The following is an 18,259-nucleotide window of genomic DNA, read 5'->3' as shown; positions in this document are numbered from 1 at the left end:
TATAGCCAACCGAGTGTTGGCTATTTTTTTATCTGAAAAACTGTAAATTCTCAAACTTGTTACTGATGAATTTGTTATTGCTAAACAATGCATCATAATTATTAAATCAATGTGTTAGGGTGCACGTGGTTTTCAAATAGATCCAATGCTTAAAATGTGCATCAGTAATCCCAATAAGAAAAAGGTAAATAAATGAATCAGCGTCTGATGATCAAAACTGTTTTGAGTGCCGCTATCTTGGCCTCGTTAGCAGGGTGTGCTACGCAACCTGCACCAGAATGGAATGCCGATACAACCTATAAATTGACCGTGTTGCACACTAACGATCATCATGGTCGCTTTTGGCAAAATCGATACGGTGAATATGGCATGGCGGCGCGTAAAACGTTAATCGATGATTTGCGAGAAGAAATACAGGCTGAGGGGGGCAGCGTGTTACTGCTTTCTGGTGGTGACATCAACACAGGAGTACCTGAGTCTGATTTACAAGATGCCGAGCCGGATTTTAAAGGCATGAGCAAAATTGGTTACGATGCGATGGCTCTAGGTAATCATGAGTTTGATAATCCATTGGACGTGCTATTCAAGCAGCAAGAGTGGGCAAACTTTCCGATGTTGTCTGCCAATATTTACGATAAAAATACTGGCAAGCGTTTATTCCAACCATACGCGATGTTTAAAAAGCAGGGCATTAAAATTGCGGTCATTGGCCTTACAACCGAAGACACAGCGAAACTTGGCAACCCTGAATTCATTGAACAAATTGACTTCCGTGACCCAAAAGAAGAAGCCAAGAAGCTGATTGCAGAACTGAAAGAAACAGAGTATCCAGATCTGATTTTTGCTGTCACGCATATGGGACACTATGAAAATGGTAATAGAGGCATCAATGCTCCTGGCGATGTGGCGTTAGCTCGTTATTTGAATGACGGCGATCTCGACATGATCGTTGGAGGACACTCACAAGAACCTGTGTGCATGGAAGGTCCAAACGTTATCAAAAAGAACTTTAAACCAGGTGATGAATGTCAGCCCGATAAACAAAATGGTACCTTTATTGTTCAGGCACATGAGTGGGGGAAATATGTGGGACGCGCCGATTACGAGTTTCGTAATGGCGAACTCTCGATGGTGAGCTACGATCTAATCCCTGTAAACTTGAAAAAGAAAGTTAAAGTTGATGGTCAGTCGCAACGAGTCTTGATCCAAGATGAGATTAAACAAGACGAAATGATGCTTGAGTTTCTTCGTCCTTATCAAGAAAAAGGTCAGGGCAAACTAAACGTGAAGATTGCAGAATCTAACGGTAAGCTTGAGGGTGACCGCAATGTGGTTCGTTACCAGCAAACAAACTTAGGTCGATTAATTGCAACGGCTCACATGGAACGTGCGAAAGCAGATTTTGCTGTAATGAATTCTGGTGGTGTTCGAGATTCGATTGCTGCGGGTGATATTACTTATAAAGACGTGCTCACTGTTCAGCCATTTGGCAATATGGTTTCTTACGTTGATATGACGGGTAAAGAGGTATTAGATTATCTAAATGTCGTTGCAACTAAGCCTGTTGACTCTGGTGCTTATGCACAGTTTGCCGGCATTGCGATGAGTATCAATAATGGTGAGGTAACCAATGTGTTTATTGGTAATAAGCAACTTCGCTTAGATGGTAATTACCGCTTTACCGTACCAAGCTACAATGCTGCTGGTGGAGATGGTTACCCTAAAATCGACGATCATCCAGGGTATGTAAATACAGGTTTTACCGATGCTGAAGTTTTGAAGGATTATTTAGAAACACATAGCCCTATTGATGTTAATGAGTATGCCCCTTCAGGTGAAATCACGTATTTAGTTGATACGGCGATTGATCAGTAACCCAACAGAGAAAAAGCGATTGACTCAAACCCGCTGATATCATTAACTAAAAGCGCAGATCCAATTCAATCTGCGCTTTTTGTTTTTATGAGGAGAATCTTGATGACTCCGGCCATTAATCTTGCGAAAAAGAAAAAAATTCCACACACGATTCATCAGTATGAGCATGACCCTAGAGCCGATAGTTATGGCTTGGAGGCTGCTGAAGTACTGGGGCAGGATCCGAAAACAGTATTTAAAACCTTGCTGTTCTGCTTGAACGGGGAGCCAAAGAACCTTGCGGTTGCGATTATCCCTGTTGATCAAAAGCTGAACCTAAAACTGGCGGCGAAAGCAGCGAAGGGCAAAAAGGCCGATATGGCTGATCCGGAAATCGCCCAAAAGACCACAGGTTATGTCGTTGGTGGAATTAGCCCACTAGGGCAGAAGAAAGCCTTACCTACTTTTTTGCACGAAAGCGCAGCAGAGCAAGACACAATCTGTGTGAGTGCTGGTAAACGTGGTTTAGAAATTGAGTTAGCCCCGAGAGATTTGCTGAGCTTAACTCGTGGTCAGTTTGCACCTCTTTGTTTGTAAACTCATGACAAATAAAAAGGACGCTCATGAGCGTCCTTTTTTGATCTTGCCTGTCAGTGAAGCGTTACTTCTTCAGACTCAATGTACCACCAGTGCGTTTAGCTGGTTTGCTTGGTTTCGCGGCATTTGGGTTCATGTAATGCTGCTTAGGCTTACTCGGTGATTGAGGCTTGTTTGCTGAATGCGTATTGCTCGATGCATCTGGTTTACGGTGCGATTTACCATGCTCGCCTTGCGGTCTGCTGCGTTCACCTTGTGATTTCGCTTTGTAATGTTCTTTAGCTGGACGTCCGCCTTCATCATCACGCTGACGACGCTTTTGTTGACCTTTTTTCGAGTTTGGTGCATGACGGAATTCATCAGCATTGTTACCGCGGAAAGTTCGTGTCTTCTGGTTACGACGAGCAGTAGAATCTTGGTTTTCTTCACGGCTATCAAACAGCTTCGCGTCGGTCGCTTTACGAATGTTGCGACCTCTAGAGTCTGTTTTTGATGCTTCTTCTGTACCTACCGAGCCTTCACACATTGCTAGGATCTCTGCCACTTCTTCGTCACTTAGATAACGCCATTTCCCATTGGGAATACCATCAAGAGAGATATTCATGATGCGTACGCGACGCAGCTTGAATACTTCATAGCCCAGCGCTTCACACATGCGACGGATCTGACGGTTAAGTCCTTGAGTGAGCACAATACGGAAAGAGAATTTAGTTTCTTTCGTTACCTTACAAGGTAGGGTGACTGTGTCGAGAATCTTAACGCCACTTGACATCTGTTTGAGAAACTCGCCTGTAATTGGCTTGTCCACGCGTACGACGTACTCTTTTTCGTGGCTGTTGCCTGCGCGAAGGATTTTGTTCACGATGTCGCCATCGTTGGTCAAAAAGATCAGACCATCAGAGGGTTTGTCTAAGCGGCCGATCGGAAAGATACGTTTTTGGTGGCCGATGAAATCAACGATGTTTCCAGGGACGTCTCTCTCAGTTGTACAGGTGATGCCTGTTGGTTTATTGAGAGCGATATAAATCGGCTTCTCTTTTGCTGCCACTGGCTTACCATCCACACAAACATCATCACCAGGTAGCACTTGTGTCCCCATTTCAGGTTTGTTGCCATTAATGGTGACACGGCCTTGCTCAATCAGTCTGTCTGCTTCACGGCGTGAGCAAAACCCCGTTTCACTGATGAATTTATTTAATCGTTTAGCGTTGTCTTGTGACATTTTTGTCTCCTAACGTTTCACAACGGCGAATGAAGCTCCCTTCCTTTAAGGGGAAGGAAGAATAAGGGCGGGCATTCTAGCATTAGGGTGAAATTTAGCCTAACCGTTTTTGGTGACGTTCGCGGGTTTCTAATTTCTTTTCCGCACTTTTTCTAAGTAGGACGTAAACGGCTCCAGTTCCACCGTGAAAGCGTTGCGCACTATGGACGCATTGGACTTCCTTTATTTGTCGTAGCCAACTGCTAACAAAGCTTTTCATCATTGCAGGTGGATTTGAGCGTTCTCCTCGACCATGGACGATAACGACCGTTCTAATGTCCATTGATAGGCATTGCTTTAAAAACGTCACGACTTCATCACGTGCTTCTTTCAATGTTTTACGGTGCAAATCCAAGCGAGCTTGGATTGGATACTTACCAAGGCGAAGTTTGCGGTAAACCCCGTCCTGTACACCATCACGTTTGAACTCAACAAAGTCCTCTGGCTTGAGCATTTCAGCGTGATCAAGTGATAGGTATTCTGGGTCATCTTCCGTTAACCAGATTGCTGCTTCGCGTTTTGCGAGCTGTGCTTCTGTTACTTGGTGTACTTTTTTGTGTTCGGTGGTGTCTTGAGTGATTGGCTTTACATCGCCCATCATCTGTTGAAATAGATCAAAATCGTCGTCGTGAGACATAGCAGTAATCTCATTAAGAACAGGGAAGAATAATAGGATTATATCAATGAGTGGTGCATTGAGATCAAATAAAAAACCGGAGTAGGCAAGTAACCGACTCCGGTGCAAAGCGTTTCTAGAGCTAAGCGAGATCTAGTGAGGAGATTTGTCGTTCATGATCTTGTATATGAAGAAACCGCCGTAAAATAACATCAGACCAATTGCCCCAAAAATTACTATCATTGACGATAGACCCACTGCATTACCAAATAGGAGATCAAGCCAAAAGTCCATACGTTTCCTCCAAGATGTTCCCGACAGGAATAAACTAAATGGCGGTGTCTTGTTGCACACTGATCTGGATCAATTATGTTGCTAAGGTTAATAAACTGTATTTTGTTGTGAGTTATCAGTCACATTTTACGTGCTAGTGTTCAGTTATTCATCAAACGAATTAAGACCTAAGGTTTTTTTGTAAAAAGCACTTGCGCCACAGTTCAGAATCCGTAATATACGCATTCGTTGACGGGGACAATTCCTCAGTTAAACATCTCGGTGAATAGCGCAGCTTGGTAGCGCATCTGGTTTGGGACCAGAGGGTCGGGGGTTCGAATCCCTCTTCACCGACCATATTGAGAAAAAGGCTCTACAGAAATGTAGAGCCTTTTTCGTATTTGGTGATATTTATTTGGAACCAGAGGATCGGGGTCTGGAATGCCAGTCCTCTGGAAGCCTAGTCGCGTCGAATCCCTACTTCACCGATCACTTTTAGAAAGCCTGCTCAATGAGCAGGCTTTCGTCGTTTTTGGCGCTAGTAATTTTAGACTTCAATAGTATCGAATCAAATTGGGGTTCGCCTGATGTTCGAATATGGCACTTCACCGACACGTATTGAGAGGAAGGCTCTACAGAAATGTAGGGCCTTTTCATTTTTTAGAGCGAGTAAATTTATTACTTGATGTCACACGAGATAGTATTGATAGGAGTTTCAGAAGTAGTGAAACAGACATAAGCGGTCTTTGGGTGATTTGGACCAATCTTGACGTAACCCGCTTTTAAATCGTCTTCATCAAACGTTACTGAGTGAGATTTGCTTGTATTTCCATCATAGTAAACCGCTTCAAAGCCTTGGTTCATCATATGTGCAACGCGATTTCGAGTGTGGGCTGTTGAAAACGTGATGTTCGCGCAACGCATCATTGGTTTTTCGGTAATAAGAAATTGACCACTCTCTTTATCTAAAACACCGCCTTTTACTTCCGGAGTTATATCAATAGCTTGAAAAGATTCTACGTTGCATGGCGGTTTAGCATAAGACAACGAAGAAGTGAGCATAATTCCCATCGTGTATAGGAATAAATATTTAAATTTCATATGAGTTGTTTTGTATCCACTTAGCTTAACGGCGTTTTATAAGAAAGTTTGAATGAATTTTAAATGGTTGTATTTAAATAATTGTATTTAAATGGCATTTTTCAAACAATCACTAGATATCACAATTTGCTTGGCGCGTCTTACCCAGTGGTTTGATGTTAAATCCCCGATTTTTAAGCAGTTCAATCAGGTTATCTTTACCTACTAAATGCAAGCCACCAACAACAACGGTGTAACGACCCGATTGCTGAGGTAGAACACTGCCAGTGTCGAGTTTTTTAGCCCAATCTCGATTACGCTCGTATAAAAAGGCTTGGTTAAACTCTTCTGTTGTATGATCGGTCAAAGAGGCTTCGACCAACATGCTACCATCACCACTCTTCCAACTCTCTATCAAGCATTGAACCAACTCTTCTCCGCCATCATATTCTTCAATTGATGAGAGAAGTATCTCTTTACCGCCTTCTGATTGACCTGCGATTAAATCGATTTGGAATTGCACGGACTCCAGTGGAATGACCGGGATTTGCTTTTTATCAGCGAGTCCTATTAAGTGCATGTCGACCCCTTTATCAGAGACATACCCCAGTTTGTTGACTACAGCGAGTTGGATGGTGAATGCCGCCATCCAAGGTGGGGAATTTAGGAGTTGAGTTTCTGGCAAACCTAAATCTTGGGCAATTTCAATTAAGTGGCGACGTTGAGCTCTGTCTAAAACATCTTTAGAAAGAATGGTTGTTTGTGGGTAAACCAAGCCTTCAGAATTCCTGACGTCTGCTTCAATAATCAACCCTGCGCTTTGGCTTAAATGCTGGATGACCGTTCTAGGGAGTGGGTACATCGTTTTATCCCCCACATGCACCGAGCCAATAATCATAAGTTCGGTTTCCCCTTTTTTCGCTAACCAATGCTGTGGCTCTGCATAAGAGGAAAAAGGAGTCAAAGTAACAAGTAGAGATGATATGAGCGTCAAGAGACGAAACATAGAATGGTCCTCAGATAAGATACCTTTAAACTTTATACGCAAAATAGCGTGAGGTTAAGTGCAATTTCTCCAGTGGGGTATTCGACAAAATCGTCATTTCTAAAAATATTGACGAGTTTTTACGACGAATAAATGAGAGTCACTTCACGAAAGGTAAATAGGTAATTCGCTTACTAATGGTTCACAAAATAATTAGGCGTGATCCAAATCTTACAAAATCAGTCGTAACTCATGAATATAAGTGACCTAGATCGCAGCAAACTCGTCAAAACAAGTTGTTCGATTTTGACGTGTATTGTAACTCTATGAAAATTAGGTTTTTATTGTTTTTGCTGAGTGTCATTTTTTGAGCTGGATCACTTCCTATTTCTATTTATTTTACGCTTAGAAATAACAGGTTGTATGTTGAATGTAACGGTTAGGCACCTCGCATTTGAGGGGCCGAGATTTTTATCATTGTCGTTTTGAACCACTGACTTTTTGGGGAAGTAAGATGTTTAAACCTAGTCTGATTGCTGTTTCTGTTATCACTACATTAGCAGGTTGCTCTGCGCTGCAAAGCTCTGAACAACAAGTTGTAAATTCGTTGGCTAATAATCTTGATATTCAATACCAAGTGTTGACTAACCACGGTGCAAACGAAGGTCTTGCTTGTCAGGGCTTAGGGGCTGAGTGGGCGTCTTGTAACAAGGTAAACATGACGCTGGTTAACCAAGGTGAAGCGGTTGACTCAAAAGATTGGGCTATTTACTTCCACAGCATTCGTCTGATTCTGGATGTTGAAAACGAACAGTTCAAAATCTCTCGCGTAACGGGTGATCTACACAAACTAGAACCAACAGATAAGTTTGATGGTTTTGCTGCGGGTGAAGAGGTTGTGCTTCCTCTTGTTGCTGAATACTGGCAGCTATTTGAAACTGATTTCATGCCAGGCGCTTTCGTTGCTGCACCAAATGCAGAGCCTAAGATGATCGCTTCTCTTAACACAGAAGACGTTGCATCTTTCGTGACTGGCCTTGAGGGTAACAACCTAAAACGTACGCCTGATGACAACAACGTATTTGCAAACGCTGTGTCTCGTTTCGAGAAGAACGAAGACCTAGCAAAACAAGACGTATCAACCACGTTACTACCAACGCCACTGTCTGTTGAAGCAGGTAACGGTACGGTAGATATCGTGGCGGGTATTGCGCTGCCTAAAGACGCATTCGATGCGGCTCAATACGCAGCAATTCAAGGTCGTGCAGAAGTGGTAGGTGTGGATGTTCGTGGTGATCTTCCTGTAAGCATCACTGTTGTTCCTGCAGACTTCACCGGTGAATTGGCAAAATCTGGTGCTTACGAAATGAGCATCAAAGGCGACGGTATTGCGATTAAAGCGTTTGACCAAGCAGGTGCTTTCTACGCAGTACAATCTATCTTTGGCCTGGTAGATAGCCAAAATGCTGATTCTCTACCACAACTGTCTATTAAAGATGCGCCGCATTTTGATTACCGTGGTGTGATGGTGGACGTGGCTCGTAACTTCCACTCTAAAGACGCGATTCTTGCAACGCTTGACCAAATGGCCGCGTACAAGATGAACAAACTACACCTTCACCTAACGGATGATGAAGGCTGGCGTTTAGAAATCCCGGGTCTGCCTGAGCTGACTGAAGTGGGTGCTAACCGTTGTTTCGATTTGGAAGAGAAAAGCTGTTTACTGCCTCAGCTTGGCTCAGGTGCAACGACAGACAACTTTGGTTCTGGCTTCTTCAGCAAAGCAGACTACGTGGACATCTTGAAGTACGCGAAAGCGCGTAACATCGAAGTGATTCCTGAAATCGATATGCCAGCACACGCTCGTGCAGCAGTGGTATCAATGGAAGCACGTTACGACCGTCTAATGGAAGAAGGTAAAGAAGCAGAAGCGAACGAGTACCGCCTGATGGATCCTCAAGATACATCGAACGTAACAACGGTTCAGTTCTACAACAAGCAAAGCTTCATCAACCCATGTATGGAATCTTCCACTCGCTTTGTTGATAAAGTGATTTCAGAAGTAGCAGCAATGCACCAAGAAGCGGGCACGCCGCTAACAACATGGCACTTTGGTGGTGACGAAGCGAAGAACATCAAGCTAGGCGCTGGTCTGCAAGACATCAACGCAGAAGACAAAGTAAGCTGTAAGGGTAACATTGATTTGTCTAAGCAAGACAAGCCATTCGCACAGTCACCACAATGTCAGACGCTAATTGCAGACGGTACGGTAAGCGATTTTGCTCATCTACCAAGCCACTTTGCAGAAGAAGTGTCGAAGATGGTGGCAGAGAAAGGCATTCCAAACTTCCAAGCTTGGCAAGATGGCCTTAAGTACAGTGAAGGTGAGAAAGCGTTCGCAACAGAAAACACACGTGTTAACTTCTGGGACGTTCTTTACTGGGGTGGCACATCATCAGTGTACGAATGGTCTAAGAAAGGTTACGACGTTATCGTTTCTAACCCAGACTACGTATACATGGACATGCCGTACGAAGTTGACCCGAAAGAGCGTGGTTACTACTGGGCGACGCGTGCAACAGATACTCGTAAGATGTTTGGTTTTGCACCAGAGAACATGCCTCAGAACGCAGAAACCTCTGTAGACCGCGATGGTAACGGCTTCACTGGTAAAGGTGAAATCGAAGCGAAACCTTTCTACGGTCTATCAGCACAGCTTTGGTCTGAGACAGTACGTAACGATGAGCAATACGAGTACATGGTATTCCCTCGCGTACTAGCAGCCGCTGAGCGTGCATGGCACCGTGCTGATTGGGAAAACGACTACAAAGTGGGTGTTGAATACTCGCAAAACTCTAACCTAGTAGACAAAGTCGCGCTAAACCAAGACTACAACCGCTTTGCGAACGTACTTGGCCAACGTGAACTGGCTAAGCTAGAAAAATCAGATATCGACTACCGCCTGCCTGTACCAGGTGCGAAAGTAGAAGATGGCAAGCTAGCAATGAACGTTCAGTTCCCAGGGGTGAAGCTTCAATACTCTCTAGACGGCAAGAACTGGCTAACTTACGCAGATAATGCTCGTCCAAATGTGAAAGGTGAAGTGTTTATCCGTTCCGTGTCAGCAACTGGTGAGAAAGCAAGTCGAGTGACCAGCGTGAAATAACTCAATTCTTGTAAGTTAATTTTTTGGCAAAGCCTCAACCTCATGTTGGGGCTTTCTTTATTTTTTGAGGAAATTAAGCGTGATCGATGTCTAATTATTTTTCATTGATAAATAAGTTTTTGGTTGTAATGGTCAAGGTTATTGTGAACTGGATCGACTTAATCTGCTAAATATCAATAAATTATCTGTTTACGATCACACTTCTATTTTTTGAATAATTTTATAAAAATACGATAAGTGCCTGTATTTTCCATGTTTTTATCAGGGTTGTTGAGCTTCGGTTTGAACAAGATCACTTTTTAAAATGTTTTATTTTTCATCGCGAATTAATTAAAACAATATTGCGAACGCCAAGGAGGCACATTCCAAAGTTTGCGATAAAAGGGAAGAGATGCCCTCTAAAACTATCGCATAACGTGAATAAATAAAGGCAGTAATTATGAAAAACATTTTTGCACTGAGTGCTCTTTCTCTCGCTTTCGCTTCTAGCGCTTTTGCTGGTTCTTCTTACGTAACAGGTAATGTTCAATTCCACGATGATGGTCGAATTCATGGTTCGGACGTTACGTCTACACTGGAAGCTGGTCATACTTTTGATAACCAATTCGGCGGCTTTACGGTTTACACCGAATTTGATGGTATTCAGTTGGGTAAACTGGAAACAGAAAACGGTGGCGCAGGTAACACAACACCAGCAATCACTGTGGGTGGTGAGCAGTCATTTAATCTTACCGATCATTTATGGGTTGCCGCGGGTTACCAACACCTGTTCTCTGCTGGCGAGAACGTACAGTACCGTCCATTGGTTAAGATCGGTTACAACTTCGATAACGGCATCTCCTTAAGTAACCGTACTCGTGCGCACATTGATGCGACAGACGCAGATGCGGATACAGATTACCGCATGGACAACCGCATCGGTTACGTGATGAATGAGGATGTGACGCTAAGCTACAACAACGTCTACATGATTGAAGCGGAAACCATGGACCACGAGCTTCGTGCAACGTGGACTCGTAAAGGTGTTCAACCTTACTTTGAGTTCCGTAGTCAAGCACACGGTGCAGAAAACGCGAGTGGTGACAGCCTAGTGAATAACGCTTTTGTATTTGGTGCCTCTTACGGCTTCTAATTTTATATTTGTCTTAACTGTCCATTAAGAAAAAGCCCAACGGTTTATCTCGCTGGGCTTTGTTTTTATTGGTCGTTGCCTTCGTGGTGGCTATATTCGAACACTTGGCCTTTTTCGTTAAAGGCGTAAACGGTGTAGCTGTCTTTTTTGTCGCCATATTCCATACCAGGGGAGCCCATTGGCATGCCCGGTACTGATAGGCCTTTTGCGTTACGTGGTGGATTTTTCAAAAACGCTTTAATGTCTTCGGCTGGAATGTGACCTTCGAACAGATAGCTGTTGATCTCTGCCGTGTGGCAAGAGTAAAGCTGTTCGTTCTTGATGCCTAGCTCGCGTTTGATGGCGTTCATGTCATCGTGCAATTTTTCTTCGACCGTAAAGCCGTTCTCTTCCATGTGTTTTGTCCATTCTCCACAACAGCCACAGTATGGCGATTTGTGGTTAATGACATCGGCTGCCAATACGTTGGCGGACACGGTCGCAAGCATTGCAAAGGTCAATAGTTTCAACTTCATAATACCCTCAAAAAGAAGTGGTTACTTTACTGAAAACAGTCGTAGTCGATTTGCATTACTAACGACAGTAATTGAAGACAGTGCCATTGCCGCTCCTGCGACAACAGGACTGAGCAAAAATCCAAACGCTGGGTAAAGCACACCTGCGGCAACTGGAATACCCAACGAGTTGTAAACAAAGGCACCAAATAGGTTTTGCTTCATGTTCTTAAGTGTAGCGCGAGAGAGTTCAATCGCATGTACTACCGCCATTGGTGACGTGTTCAGGATGGTCATTTGCGAACTTTCAATGGCGACATCACTGCCGCTACCCATGGCAATACCAAGGTTGGCTAAGGCGAGAGCAGGGGCGTCGTTAATGCCATCCCCCACCATTGCCACGACATGTCCTTGAGATTGAAGTTGCTCAATGTGCTGAGCTTTCTCATCTGGCATTACTTGGGCAATCACTTCATCAATACCAAGTTCTTGGCCGATAGCATTGGCAACGTGTTGGTTATCGCCCGTCAGCATTACCGTTTTGATGCCTTGCGATTTTAATGCAGAGAGCGCTTGTTTCGCATCTGATTTGATCGGGTCGGCAATGGCGATCAGGCCGATCAGTTCGCCGTTCAATGCCACAGCTACCGGAGTCCACGCATTTTTTGCGCATTCATCGATGGCAGGTTTTAGTGCGCTAGTCTCGACGTTCTCTGCTTGCATAAATTGAAGCGAACCAATGAGCAGCGGTTTATCTTGATACGTCGCCCAAATGCCGCGCCCGCGAACGTTCTCAAACTTGTCTAATGAGACACCCTTTGCGTCGTGTCGTTTGGCGTAATCACATACCGCTTTTGCCAGTGGGTGCTCAGACTGACGCTCTGCCGCATACGCTAAAGCCAATAGATCTTCTTGGCTGGTGGCGTGAGTAAACACTTGCTGAACGCTAGGTTTACCTTGGGTAAGCGTGCCAGTTTTGTCGAATACAACCGTGTCGACTTTGCTTGCCAATTGAAGGGCGTCGGCGTCTTTGATCAGAATGCCGAGCTCTGCGGCTTTACCCACTCCCACCGTGACAGAAAGTGGGGTTGCTAAGCCTAGAGCGCAAGGGCATGCGATGATCAGGACGGTTGTGGTGACCACCAGCATATAACTCGCTTTTGGCTCTGGGCCAACGGCAAACCAAACGAGCGCGGCCAGTATTGCTATGCCAACAACGACAGGGACAAACACCGATGAAATCTGGTCTGCCAGTTTCGCGATGGCTGGCTTACTGCTTTGCGCTGTGCGCACCATGCGGATGATACGAGCCAGCATGGTATTTGCGCCAATGCCCGTTGCCTCAATGACTAATCCACCATCGGTATTTAATGTCCCAGCAGACACTTGAGCCTCTTGCGCTTTTAACACTGGTACTGGTTCACCAGTGAGCATCGACTCATCAATGTATGATTCACCTTGAATCACAACACCATCAACAGGCACTTTCTCGCCTGGTTTGATACGCAGTTTCATGCCTAGCGTGATTTGCTCAACCGTTATTTGTTGATCGCCTTGTTCCGTGATTACCGTAGCTTGCTGAGGTTGCAGGTTAATCAGAGCTTGCAATGAGCGTGTTGTGTTTGCTTTGGCTTTTGCTTCTATATAGTGACCAAGAGAAATTAAGCCGATGATCATTGCACTCGCTTCAAAGTACACGTGGCGTGAAGCAAGAGGGAACCAGCCTGGGAAAATCACCACAAGCATCGAATAGAACCACGCTGCGCCAGTACCGAGCGCGACTAACGTGTCCATGGTGGCGCGCTTGTGAGTAGCAGCTAACCAAGCGTTACTGAAGAAGTGTTTCCCTGCTGTGGCAAGAAGGAGTAAACATACGATACCGATCACTCCCCAAGCTAATTGGTCGTTGGTGTTGCGAATCATCATATTGCCGCCAGCAACGCCCCAAATCATTAAAGGGGCTCCGACGACAAGGCCAGCAATAGCATCCAGTTTAAAGCGTTTTTGTTGCTGACGTTGTTGCTGTGCTTGCTTTTCTTGCTGGGTTGCGGCGTCTTGTAGGATCTCTGCTTGGTAACCGGCTTGTTTTACCGATTCAACAATTGCGTTAAGGAGGTCATCAGAGTCTTGGCTTGCGAATACTAGTGCGCTTTGTTCTGCAAGGTTGACCTGTGCTTTCTCAACACCTTCCACGTTAGTAAGTGCTTTCTCTACTGAAGATACGCAACTCGCACACGTCATGCCTTGAATCAGCATTTGCAATTGAATACTCGCTGGTGGCACCTGCGTATCTTTAATATTGCTTTGCTGTTCTACCTGTTCGGTCTCTGGTGAGCTTTCGTTCTCTACTTCAACAGAATCAAGGTTGGCGGTATAGCCGAGTGTTGCTATTAAGTCGATCACTTGTTGCTCGGAGAGGAGGGTACGAATCTCTAAGTGCGTTGTTGAAGCCTCAAAAGAAATAACGTCTTGATTAGATTCTAATAAAGATGAAAGTTTTTTGACGCAACCGCCACAGCTTAAGCCTGAAAGGTTTAGTTCGTAGTGATTTCCTGCTTGGTAACCAAGAGATTCAATCGACGAGACGAGCTCTTTAAGAGAAGACTCGGTTTTGACCTCTACTTGCGTCGGGGACAAATTGAGGATCTCCACATCGTGATTCGCATGTAAAGCATTCTCAACTTTTCTCGCACAGCCCATGCAGTTGAGCCCTGATAAAGGTATAACTAACTGATACATAATCTGCACCTCAATAGTAGTGATGCTATGAGCTTAAACCTTCCTGCAAGGGTAAGGTCAATACCCATTTGCTACTCACAACAATTTCGTCAAAATCTCTCGAATCCCACAAGTGCACGGTCATTTTACTTGCGAGTGATCTCAAGGTTTTTTCTCTTTGAATATAAAGTTCCGTTAAAACACCTAAAAGATGAATGAAGTCGCTCACGTTTTTTAGATGCTCTCAATGTCAGTTCAGTGTCAAAACGTACTTTTAACGTTTTTTATTTTTTATATTTGATTTTAACTAATTGTTTTTTATTGATTTATTTTATTTTTGATCTTCTCATTTTGAAGTCGCTCAGATTGCTGTAGGGAAAGTTTTTTAGTGCGAAAAAAGTTTGTCATATTTGCCCCGTCCAAACACTGTTTCAAGTTCCTGCCATGTCCTAGTTAGTGAATTTGAAAATGGAAAAAACTAAAAATATAGGGGTTTATAATGTCTTACCTAAAGAAAAGCCTACTTGCCACGGCAATTACCGGCATGATGTTCAGTGGTGCTGCATTTGCTGATGGTGCAAACAGTGACGCAGCAAAAGAGTTTCTAACCAAAGATTCATTTTCTTATGAAGTTTACGGAATCATCGCGATGCAGGCCGCGTACCGCGATTACGATTCTGGCAGCAAAGCAACGGACGATGATTTGGGTGGCATGCAGCTAAACAACGAGTCTCGTATTGGTTTCCGTGGTAAAAAACAATTTGCTAACTTCGACCCTACTTTTATTTGGCAAATCGAAGGCGGTTATGTAGACCCTAGCTTTGGTGGCGAGGGCGCAGGTCTTGGTGAACGTGACACATTCGTCGGTTTTGAAAGTGCATCTTGGGGGCAAATTCGCCTGGGTCGCGTTTTGACACCTATGTACGAATTGGTTGACTGGCCAGCATCTAACCCTGGCCTCGGCGATGTATACGACTGGGGTGGTGCTATTGGTGGCGCCAAGTACCAAGACCGTCAATCAAACACTATCCGCTGGGACTCTCCAATGTTTGCTGACAAATTCTCCCTAGATATCGCAGCTGGTGCAGGTGATAAAGCAGGTCTAGGTGAAGGGGATGACTACTGGGGTGGTATCGCAGCACACTACAAAATTGGTCCTATCCAGTTAGATGCGGCATATGAAGGTAACCGTAATATCAAGATGGAAAGCCAAACGTGGGAAAACAACACGTACTTGGTAGGGGCACAAGGCTGGTTTGATAACGGGATCTCTTTCTTTGCGCAATACAAATACATGGAAGCGGACGCAAGCAATGGTGTGAGTGAAAAGCAAGATGCAATGTCTGCCGCTATCATGTACACCACGGGTGATTGGCAATACAAACTGGCTTACGCCGCTAACTTTGATCTAGAGCGTGATGGTAAGAAAATTAACGATACAGCGGACGATGTGTTATCAGCACAAGTTATGTATTTCGTAGACCCATCGGCAGTGCTGTACGTACGTGCTCGTACTCTAGACTTTGGCGACGGTGCGTCTCAATTAGATAAACCAACAGAAGCACGTTGGAAGTCTGCTGACTACGACGAGTTCTCTGTAGGTGTTGAATACTACTTCTAATTAAAGAAGCAGCTAAAAGGGCGGAAACGCCCTTTTTATCTTGATACTTATTCAAATAAGCCTTTGAAATGACTGGCCTGTAAATTTTAGAGGCTTATCTAAATTGGTATAAAGTGAGAAACCATGATGAAAAAAACAACGACACTTCTCGGACTTTGCGCAATGCTTTCGGCGCCAGCTTTTGCTGCTCAACTCACTCTGCAATCTGAATTAGTTCCTCGCGTTCTCAACGGCGAGTTCGTCTACCCTGAGTGGATATCCAAGAACAACAGCATCGAGTTAAAAGATGGGGAAAACCAATTAGCGGTAACGGTTGGGCAAATCGTATTTGAAGATGGAAAGCGCCGTAAATTCGATTCGCAGCCGCTGGTATTAGAGTTTGATGCAGAAAAAGACACCGAGCTTTCTCTGACTTATCAAACATTCCGTACTATTGAAGAGGCGAGAGCCTTCGAACTCGATCCTAAAGTGGTATTGAAAGACAAAAACGGAAAAGAAGTGGCATTCTCTATGGTTCAACTTCGTAAAGGTGGTTTGCAAGGTTTTCGTGATTACGAACGAGAAGTTTCCGACTATAATAACGCAATGAATAAAGAATCGACTAAGGCAAGCATTGCGTCTTCTCCAGCGGAAACCAAAACAATCAAAGCATCGTTTAATGAATTGAGCCGTGAAGAGCAGCAAGAATTTATGCAATGGGCAATGCGTAACCTGAAGTAATTTCGTCTCGTGCTTTAACAGTAAATAGCAGGGCTGTGCCTTTTTGGTTCTGCCCTGTTTTTATTTCTGTTGTCAAACCGATTGTAGAATTGACTTACGGTGGTAAAATGTCGCCACTTTTATCCTTGACATTACAACGAGAGATCTCTCGTTGCTCATTACCCCTAAGGAACTCAAATGACGGTTAAAACTCGTTTTGCTCCTAGCCCAACTGGCTATCTACACGTTGGTGGTGCGCGTACTGCACTTTACTCTTGGCTATACGCTAAAAACCAAGGTGGTGAATTCGTTCTACGTATCGAAGATACAGACCTTGAGCGTAACTCTCAGGAAGCGGTTGATGCAATTCTTGAAGGCATGGAATGGCTAGGCTTGGAGTGGGATGAAGGTCCTTACTACCAAACTCAACGTTTTGACCGTTACAACGAAATGGTTGATAAGCTTCTTGCTGAAGACAAAGCTTACAAATGTTACGCGTCTAAAGAGCTGCTAGATGAAATCCGTGCAGAGCAAGAAGCAAATAAAGAAATGCCTCGCTACGATGCTAACCATCCAAAAATCAAAGCAGCAAACGAAGCGGCAAAAGATGGTGATCCATGTGTTATCCGTTTCCGTAACCCGAAAGAAGGCAGCGTAGTATTTGATGATCAAATCCGTGGTCGCATTGAAATCCGCAACGATCAAATGGATGACCTAATCATTCGTCGTACTGACGGTTCACCTACTTACAACTTCTGTGTAGTAGTGGATGACTGGGACATGGGTATCACGCACGTTGTTCGTGGCGAAGACCACATCAACAACACGCCTCGTCAAATCAACATCTACGAAGCACTAGGTGCGCCAGTACCTACATTTGCACACTGTGCAATGATCCTGGGTGATGACGGCGCGAAACTGTCTAAACGTCACGGCGCTGTATCAGTCATGCAATACCGCGATATGGGCTACCTGCCTGCGGCACTAAACAACTACCTAGTGCGCCTTGGTTGGTCTCATGGTGACCAAGAAATCTTTTCTCAAGAAGAGATGATCAATCTATTTAGCCTAAACGCAGTATCTAAGTCAGCGTCTGCTTTTAACACTGACAAACTGCAATGGTTGAACAACCACTACATCAAGAACTCAGATCCTGCGTACGTTGCTGAGCATCTACAATGGCATCTACATCAACAAAAACTAGACGTAACGAATGGTCCTGCTATTACTGACGTGATCAAGCTGGTGGGTGAGCGTTGCAACACACTAGTTGAGCTAGCTGAGCAAATCCGTTACTTCTATGAAGATTTCTCTGAGTTTGAAGCGGGCGCAGCGAAGAAACACCTGCGTGGCGTGGCTAAAGAGCCTCTAGAACTTGCATTAGCGAAAGTGGAAGCACTAACTGAGTGGACGACAGCGAACATCAAAGATGGCGTTATCGCAGCAGTATGTGAAGAGTTGGAAATCGGCATGGGCAAAATCGGTATGCCATTACGTGTTGCTGTAACAGGCGGGGGTCAGTCTCCTTCTGTCGATGCAGTAATGGAGCTGGTTGGAAAAGAGCGTTGTATTGCTCGCATTAAGATGGCGCTTGAGTTCATTGCTGAGCGTGAAGCAAACGCATAATTGCTTTGAACTGAACGTTCTTTTGAATAAATAGTCACAAAGCCGCGGTGAGCAACCGCGGCTTTTTTGTTTTCAGCCCTAAACCACCTACTTCAGTAGGTGGTTATCATCCGTTTCGGCTTTGCCTGTAAAACTAC

General features: G+C 44.4%; 14 protein-coding genes and 1 tRNA gene. 8 read left to right on the top strand and 7 right to left on the bottom strand.

What is annotated here, in order from left to right:
• Positions 1 to 192 precede the first annotated feature (192 nt).
• Positions 193 to 1,875 carry a bifunctional UDP-sugar hydrolase/5'-nucleotidase UshA gene (gene ushA / locus R7P36_RS24290; protein ID WP_213867395.1) on the top strand — a complete coding sequence of 561 codons (1,683 nt, stop codon included), beginning with the start codon at positions 193 to 195 and terminating at the stop codon, positions 1,873 to 1,875.
• A gap of 102 nt (positions 1,876 to 1,977) precedes the next feature.
• Positions 1,978 to 2,451 (top strand): Cys-tRNA(Pro) deacylase, encoded by a 474-nt coding sequence (gene ybaK, locus R7P36_RS24285; protein ID WP_005382231.1) that lies wholly within the window; start codon positions 1,978 to 1,980, stop codon positions 2,449 to 2,451.
• 64 nt (positions 2,452 to 2,515) lie between these two features.
• Here the strand turns inward: ybaK and rluF are convergent, their stop codons facing one another.
• The 3 genes from rluF to R7P36_RS24270 form a co-directional block, all read right to left on the bottom strand.
• Positions 2,516 to 3,673, bottom strand: a complete 1,158-nt coding sequence (gene rluF, locus R7P36_RS24280; protein WP_158157296.1) for a 23S rRNA pseudouridine(2604) synthase RluF — start codon at positions 3,671 to 3,673, stop codon at positions 2,516 to 2,518.
• 94 nt (positions 3,674 to 3,767) lie between these two features.
• The gene (gene smrA / locus R7P36_RS24275) at positions 3,768 to 4,349 is read right to left on the bottom strand and encodes a DNA endonuclease SmrA (protein ID WP_005382233.1); all 582 of its coding nucleotides are present in this window, start codon (positions 4,347 to 4,349) and stop codon (positions 3,768 to 3,770) included.
• 132 nt (positions 4,350 to 4,481) lie between these two features.
• Positions 4,482 to 4,622 (bottom strand): DUF3149 domain-containing protein, encoded by a 141-nt coding sequence (locus R7P36_RS24270; protein WP_005382236.1) that lies wholly within the window; start codon positions 4,620 to 4,622, stop codon positions 4,482 to 4,484.
• 259 nt (positions 4,623 to 4,881) lie between these two features.
• Here R7P36_RS24270 and R7P36_RS24265 point away from each other — a divergent pair.
• Positions 4,882 to 4,958, top strand: a tRNA-Pro gene (locus tag R7P36_RS24265).
• A gap of 321 nt (positions 4,959 to 5,279) precedes the next feature.
• On the opposite strand, the gene R7P36_RS24260 is transcribed toward R7P36_RS24265, so the two are convergent.
• Positions 5,280 to 5,663, bottom strand: a complete 384-nt coding sequence (locus R7P36_RS24260) for a hypothetical protein (protein ID WP_372009610.1) — start codon at positions 5,661 to 5,663, stop codon at positions 5,280 to 5,282.
• A gap of 151 nt (positions 5,664 to 5,814) precedes the next feature.
• Complete coding sequence (locus R7P36_RS24255; protein WP_213900123.1) at positions 5,815 to 6,687, bottom strand: TraB/GumN family protein; 873 nt, start codon at positions 6,685 to 6,687, stop codon at positions 5,815 to 5,817.
• A 493-nt stretch (positions 6,688 to 7,180) separates the two neighbouring features.
• Here R7P36_RS24255 and R7P36_RS24250 point away from each other — a divergent pair, with 493 nt between their 5' ends.
• Complete coding sequence (locus R7P36_RS24250) at positions 7,181 to 9,832, top strand: beta-N-acetylhexosaminidase (RefSeq protein ID WP_318122321.1); 2,652 nt, start codon at positions 7,181 to 7,183, stop codon at positions 9,830 to 9,832.
• A 439-nt stretch (positions 9,833 to 10,271) separates the two neighbouring features.
• Positions 10,272 to 10,964, top strand: a complete 693-nt coding sequence (locus R7P36_RS24245) for an oligogalacturonate-specific porin KdgM family protein (RefSeq protein WP_213900125.1) — start codon at positions 10,272 to 10,274, stop codon at positions 10,962 to 10,964.
• A 65-nt stretch (positions 10,965 to 11,029) separates the two neighbouring features.
• Here the strand turns inward: R7P36_RS24245 and R7P36_RS24240 are convergent, their stop codons facing one another.
• Complete coding sequence (locus R7P36_RS24240; protein ID WP_213900126.1) at positions 11,030 to 11,479, bottom strand: DUF411 domain-containing protein; 450 nt, start codon at positions 11,477 to 11,479, stop codon at positions 11,030 to 11,032.
• Positions 11,480 to 11,500: 21 nt separating this feature from the next.
• Entirely contained in the window at positions 11,501 to 14,197 is a 2,697-nt protein-coding gene (locus R7P36_RS24235) for a heavy metal translocating P-type ATPase (protein WP_213900127.1), read from the bottom strand.
• A gap of 478 nt (positions 14,198 to 14,675) precedes the next feature.
• Here R7P36_RS24235 and chiP point away from each other — a divergent pair, with 478 nt between their 5' ends.
• The 3 genes from chiP to gltX all read left to right on the top strand — a co-directional run bounded on the left by chiP (position 14,676) and on the right by gltX (position 18,122).
• Positions 14,676 to 15,797 carry a chitoporin gene (gene chiP, locus R7P36_RS24230; RefSeq protein WP_005382007.1) on the top strand — a complete coding sequence of 374 codons (1,122 nt, stop codon included), beginning with the start codon at positions 14,676 to 14,678 and terminating at the stop codon, positions 15,795 to 15,797.
• A 123-nt stretch (positions 15,798 to 15,920) separates the two neighbouring features.
• Positions 15,921 to 16,517, top strand: a complete 597-nt coding sequence (locus tag R7P36_RS24225) for a DUF2057 domain-containing protein (RefSeq protein WP_206960078.1) — start codon at positions 15,921 to 15,923, stop codon at positions 16,515 to 16,517.
• 177 nt (positions 16,518 to 16,694) lie between these two features.
• Positions 16,695 to 18,122: a glutamate--tRNA ligase gene (gene gltX / locus R7P36_RS24220; RefSeq protein WP_206960080.1), complete on the top strand. Its 1,428-nt coding sequence runs from the start codon at positions 16,695 to 16,697 to the stop codon at positions 18,120 to 18,122.
• The last annotated feature ends 137 nt before the right edge of the window (positions 18,123 to 18,259 follow it).

The sequence above is a fragment of the Vibrio sp. 397 genome, from assembly GCF_033339395.1.
Lineage (GTDB): Bacteria > Pseudomonadota > Gammaproteobacteria > Enterobacterales > Vibrionaceae > Vibrio > Vibrio alginolyticus.
The sequence above is the reverse complement of the archived record's forward strand: the minus strand, read 5'-3'. Positions and strand labels throughout refer to the sequence as shown.

What these genes read in the sequence shown, in the direction of transcription:
- R7P36_RS24235 (WP_213900127.1), bottom strand. Translation starts at nt 14,197, where the DNA reads ATGTATCAGTTAGTTATACCTTTATCAGGGCTCAACTGCATGGGCTGT.
- R7P36_RS24255 (WP_213900123.1), bottom strand. Translation starts at nt 6,687, where the DNA reads ATGTTTCGTCTCTTGACGCTCATATCATCTCTACTTGTTACTTTGACT.
- chiP (WP_005382007.1), top strand. Translation starts at nt 14,676, where the DNA reads ATGTCTTACCTAAAGAAAAGCCTACTTGCCACGGCAATTACCGGCATG.
- R7P36_RS24270 (WP_005382236.1), bottom strand. Translation starts at nt 4,622, where the DNA reads ATGGACTTTTGGCTTGATCTCCTATTTGGTAATGCAGTGGGTCTATCG.
- gltX (WP_206960080.1), top strand. Translation starts at nt 16,695, where the DNA reads ATGACGGTTAAAACTCGTTTTGCTCCTAGCCCAACTGGCTATCTACAC.
- R7P36_RS24260 (WP_372009610.1), bottom strand. Translation starts at nt 5,663, where the DNA reads ATGCTCACTTCTTCGTTGTCTTATGCTAAACCGCCATGCAACGTAGAA.
- R7P36_RS24225 (WP_206960078.1), top strand. Translation starts at nt 15,921, where the DNA reads ATGATGAAAAAAACAACGACACTTCTCGGACTTTGCGCAATGCTTTCG.
- smrA (WP_005382233.1), bottom strand. Translation starts at nt 4,349, where the DNA reads ATGTCTCACGACGACGATTTTGATCTATTTCAACAGATGATGGGCGAT.
- R7P36_RS24250 (WP_318122321.1), top strand. Translation starts at nt 7,181, where the DNA reads ATGTTTAAACCTAGTCTGATTGCTGTTTCTGTTATCACTACATTAGCA.
- R7P36_RS24245 (WP_213900125.1), top strand. Translation starts at nt 10,272, where the DNA reads ATGAAAAACATTTTTGCACTGAGTGCTCTTTCTCTCGCTTTCGCTTCT.
- ybaK (WP_005382231.1), top strand. Translation starts at nt 1,978, where the DNA reads ATGACTCCGGCCATTAATCTTGCGAAAAAGAAAAAAATTCCACACACG.
- ushA (WP_213867395.1), top strand. Translation starts at nt 193, where the DNA reads ATGAATCAGCGTCTGATGATCAAAACTGTTTTGAGTGCCGCTATCTTG.
- R7P36_RS24240 (WP_213900126.1), bottom strand. Translation starts at nt 11,479, where the DNA reads ATGAAGTTGAAACTATTGACCTTTGCAATGCTTGCGACCGTGTCCGCC.
- rluF (WP_158157296.1), bottom strand. Translation starts at nt 3,673, where the DNA reads ATGTCACAAGACAACGCTAAACGATTAAATAAATTCATCAGTGAAACG.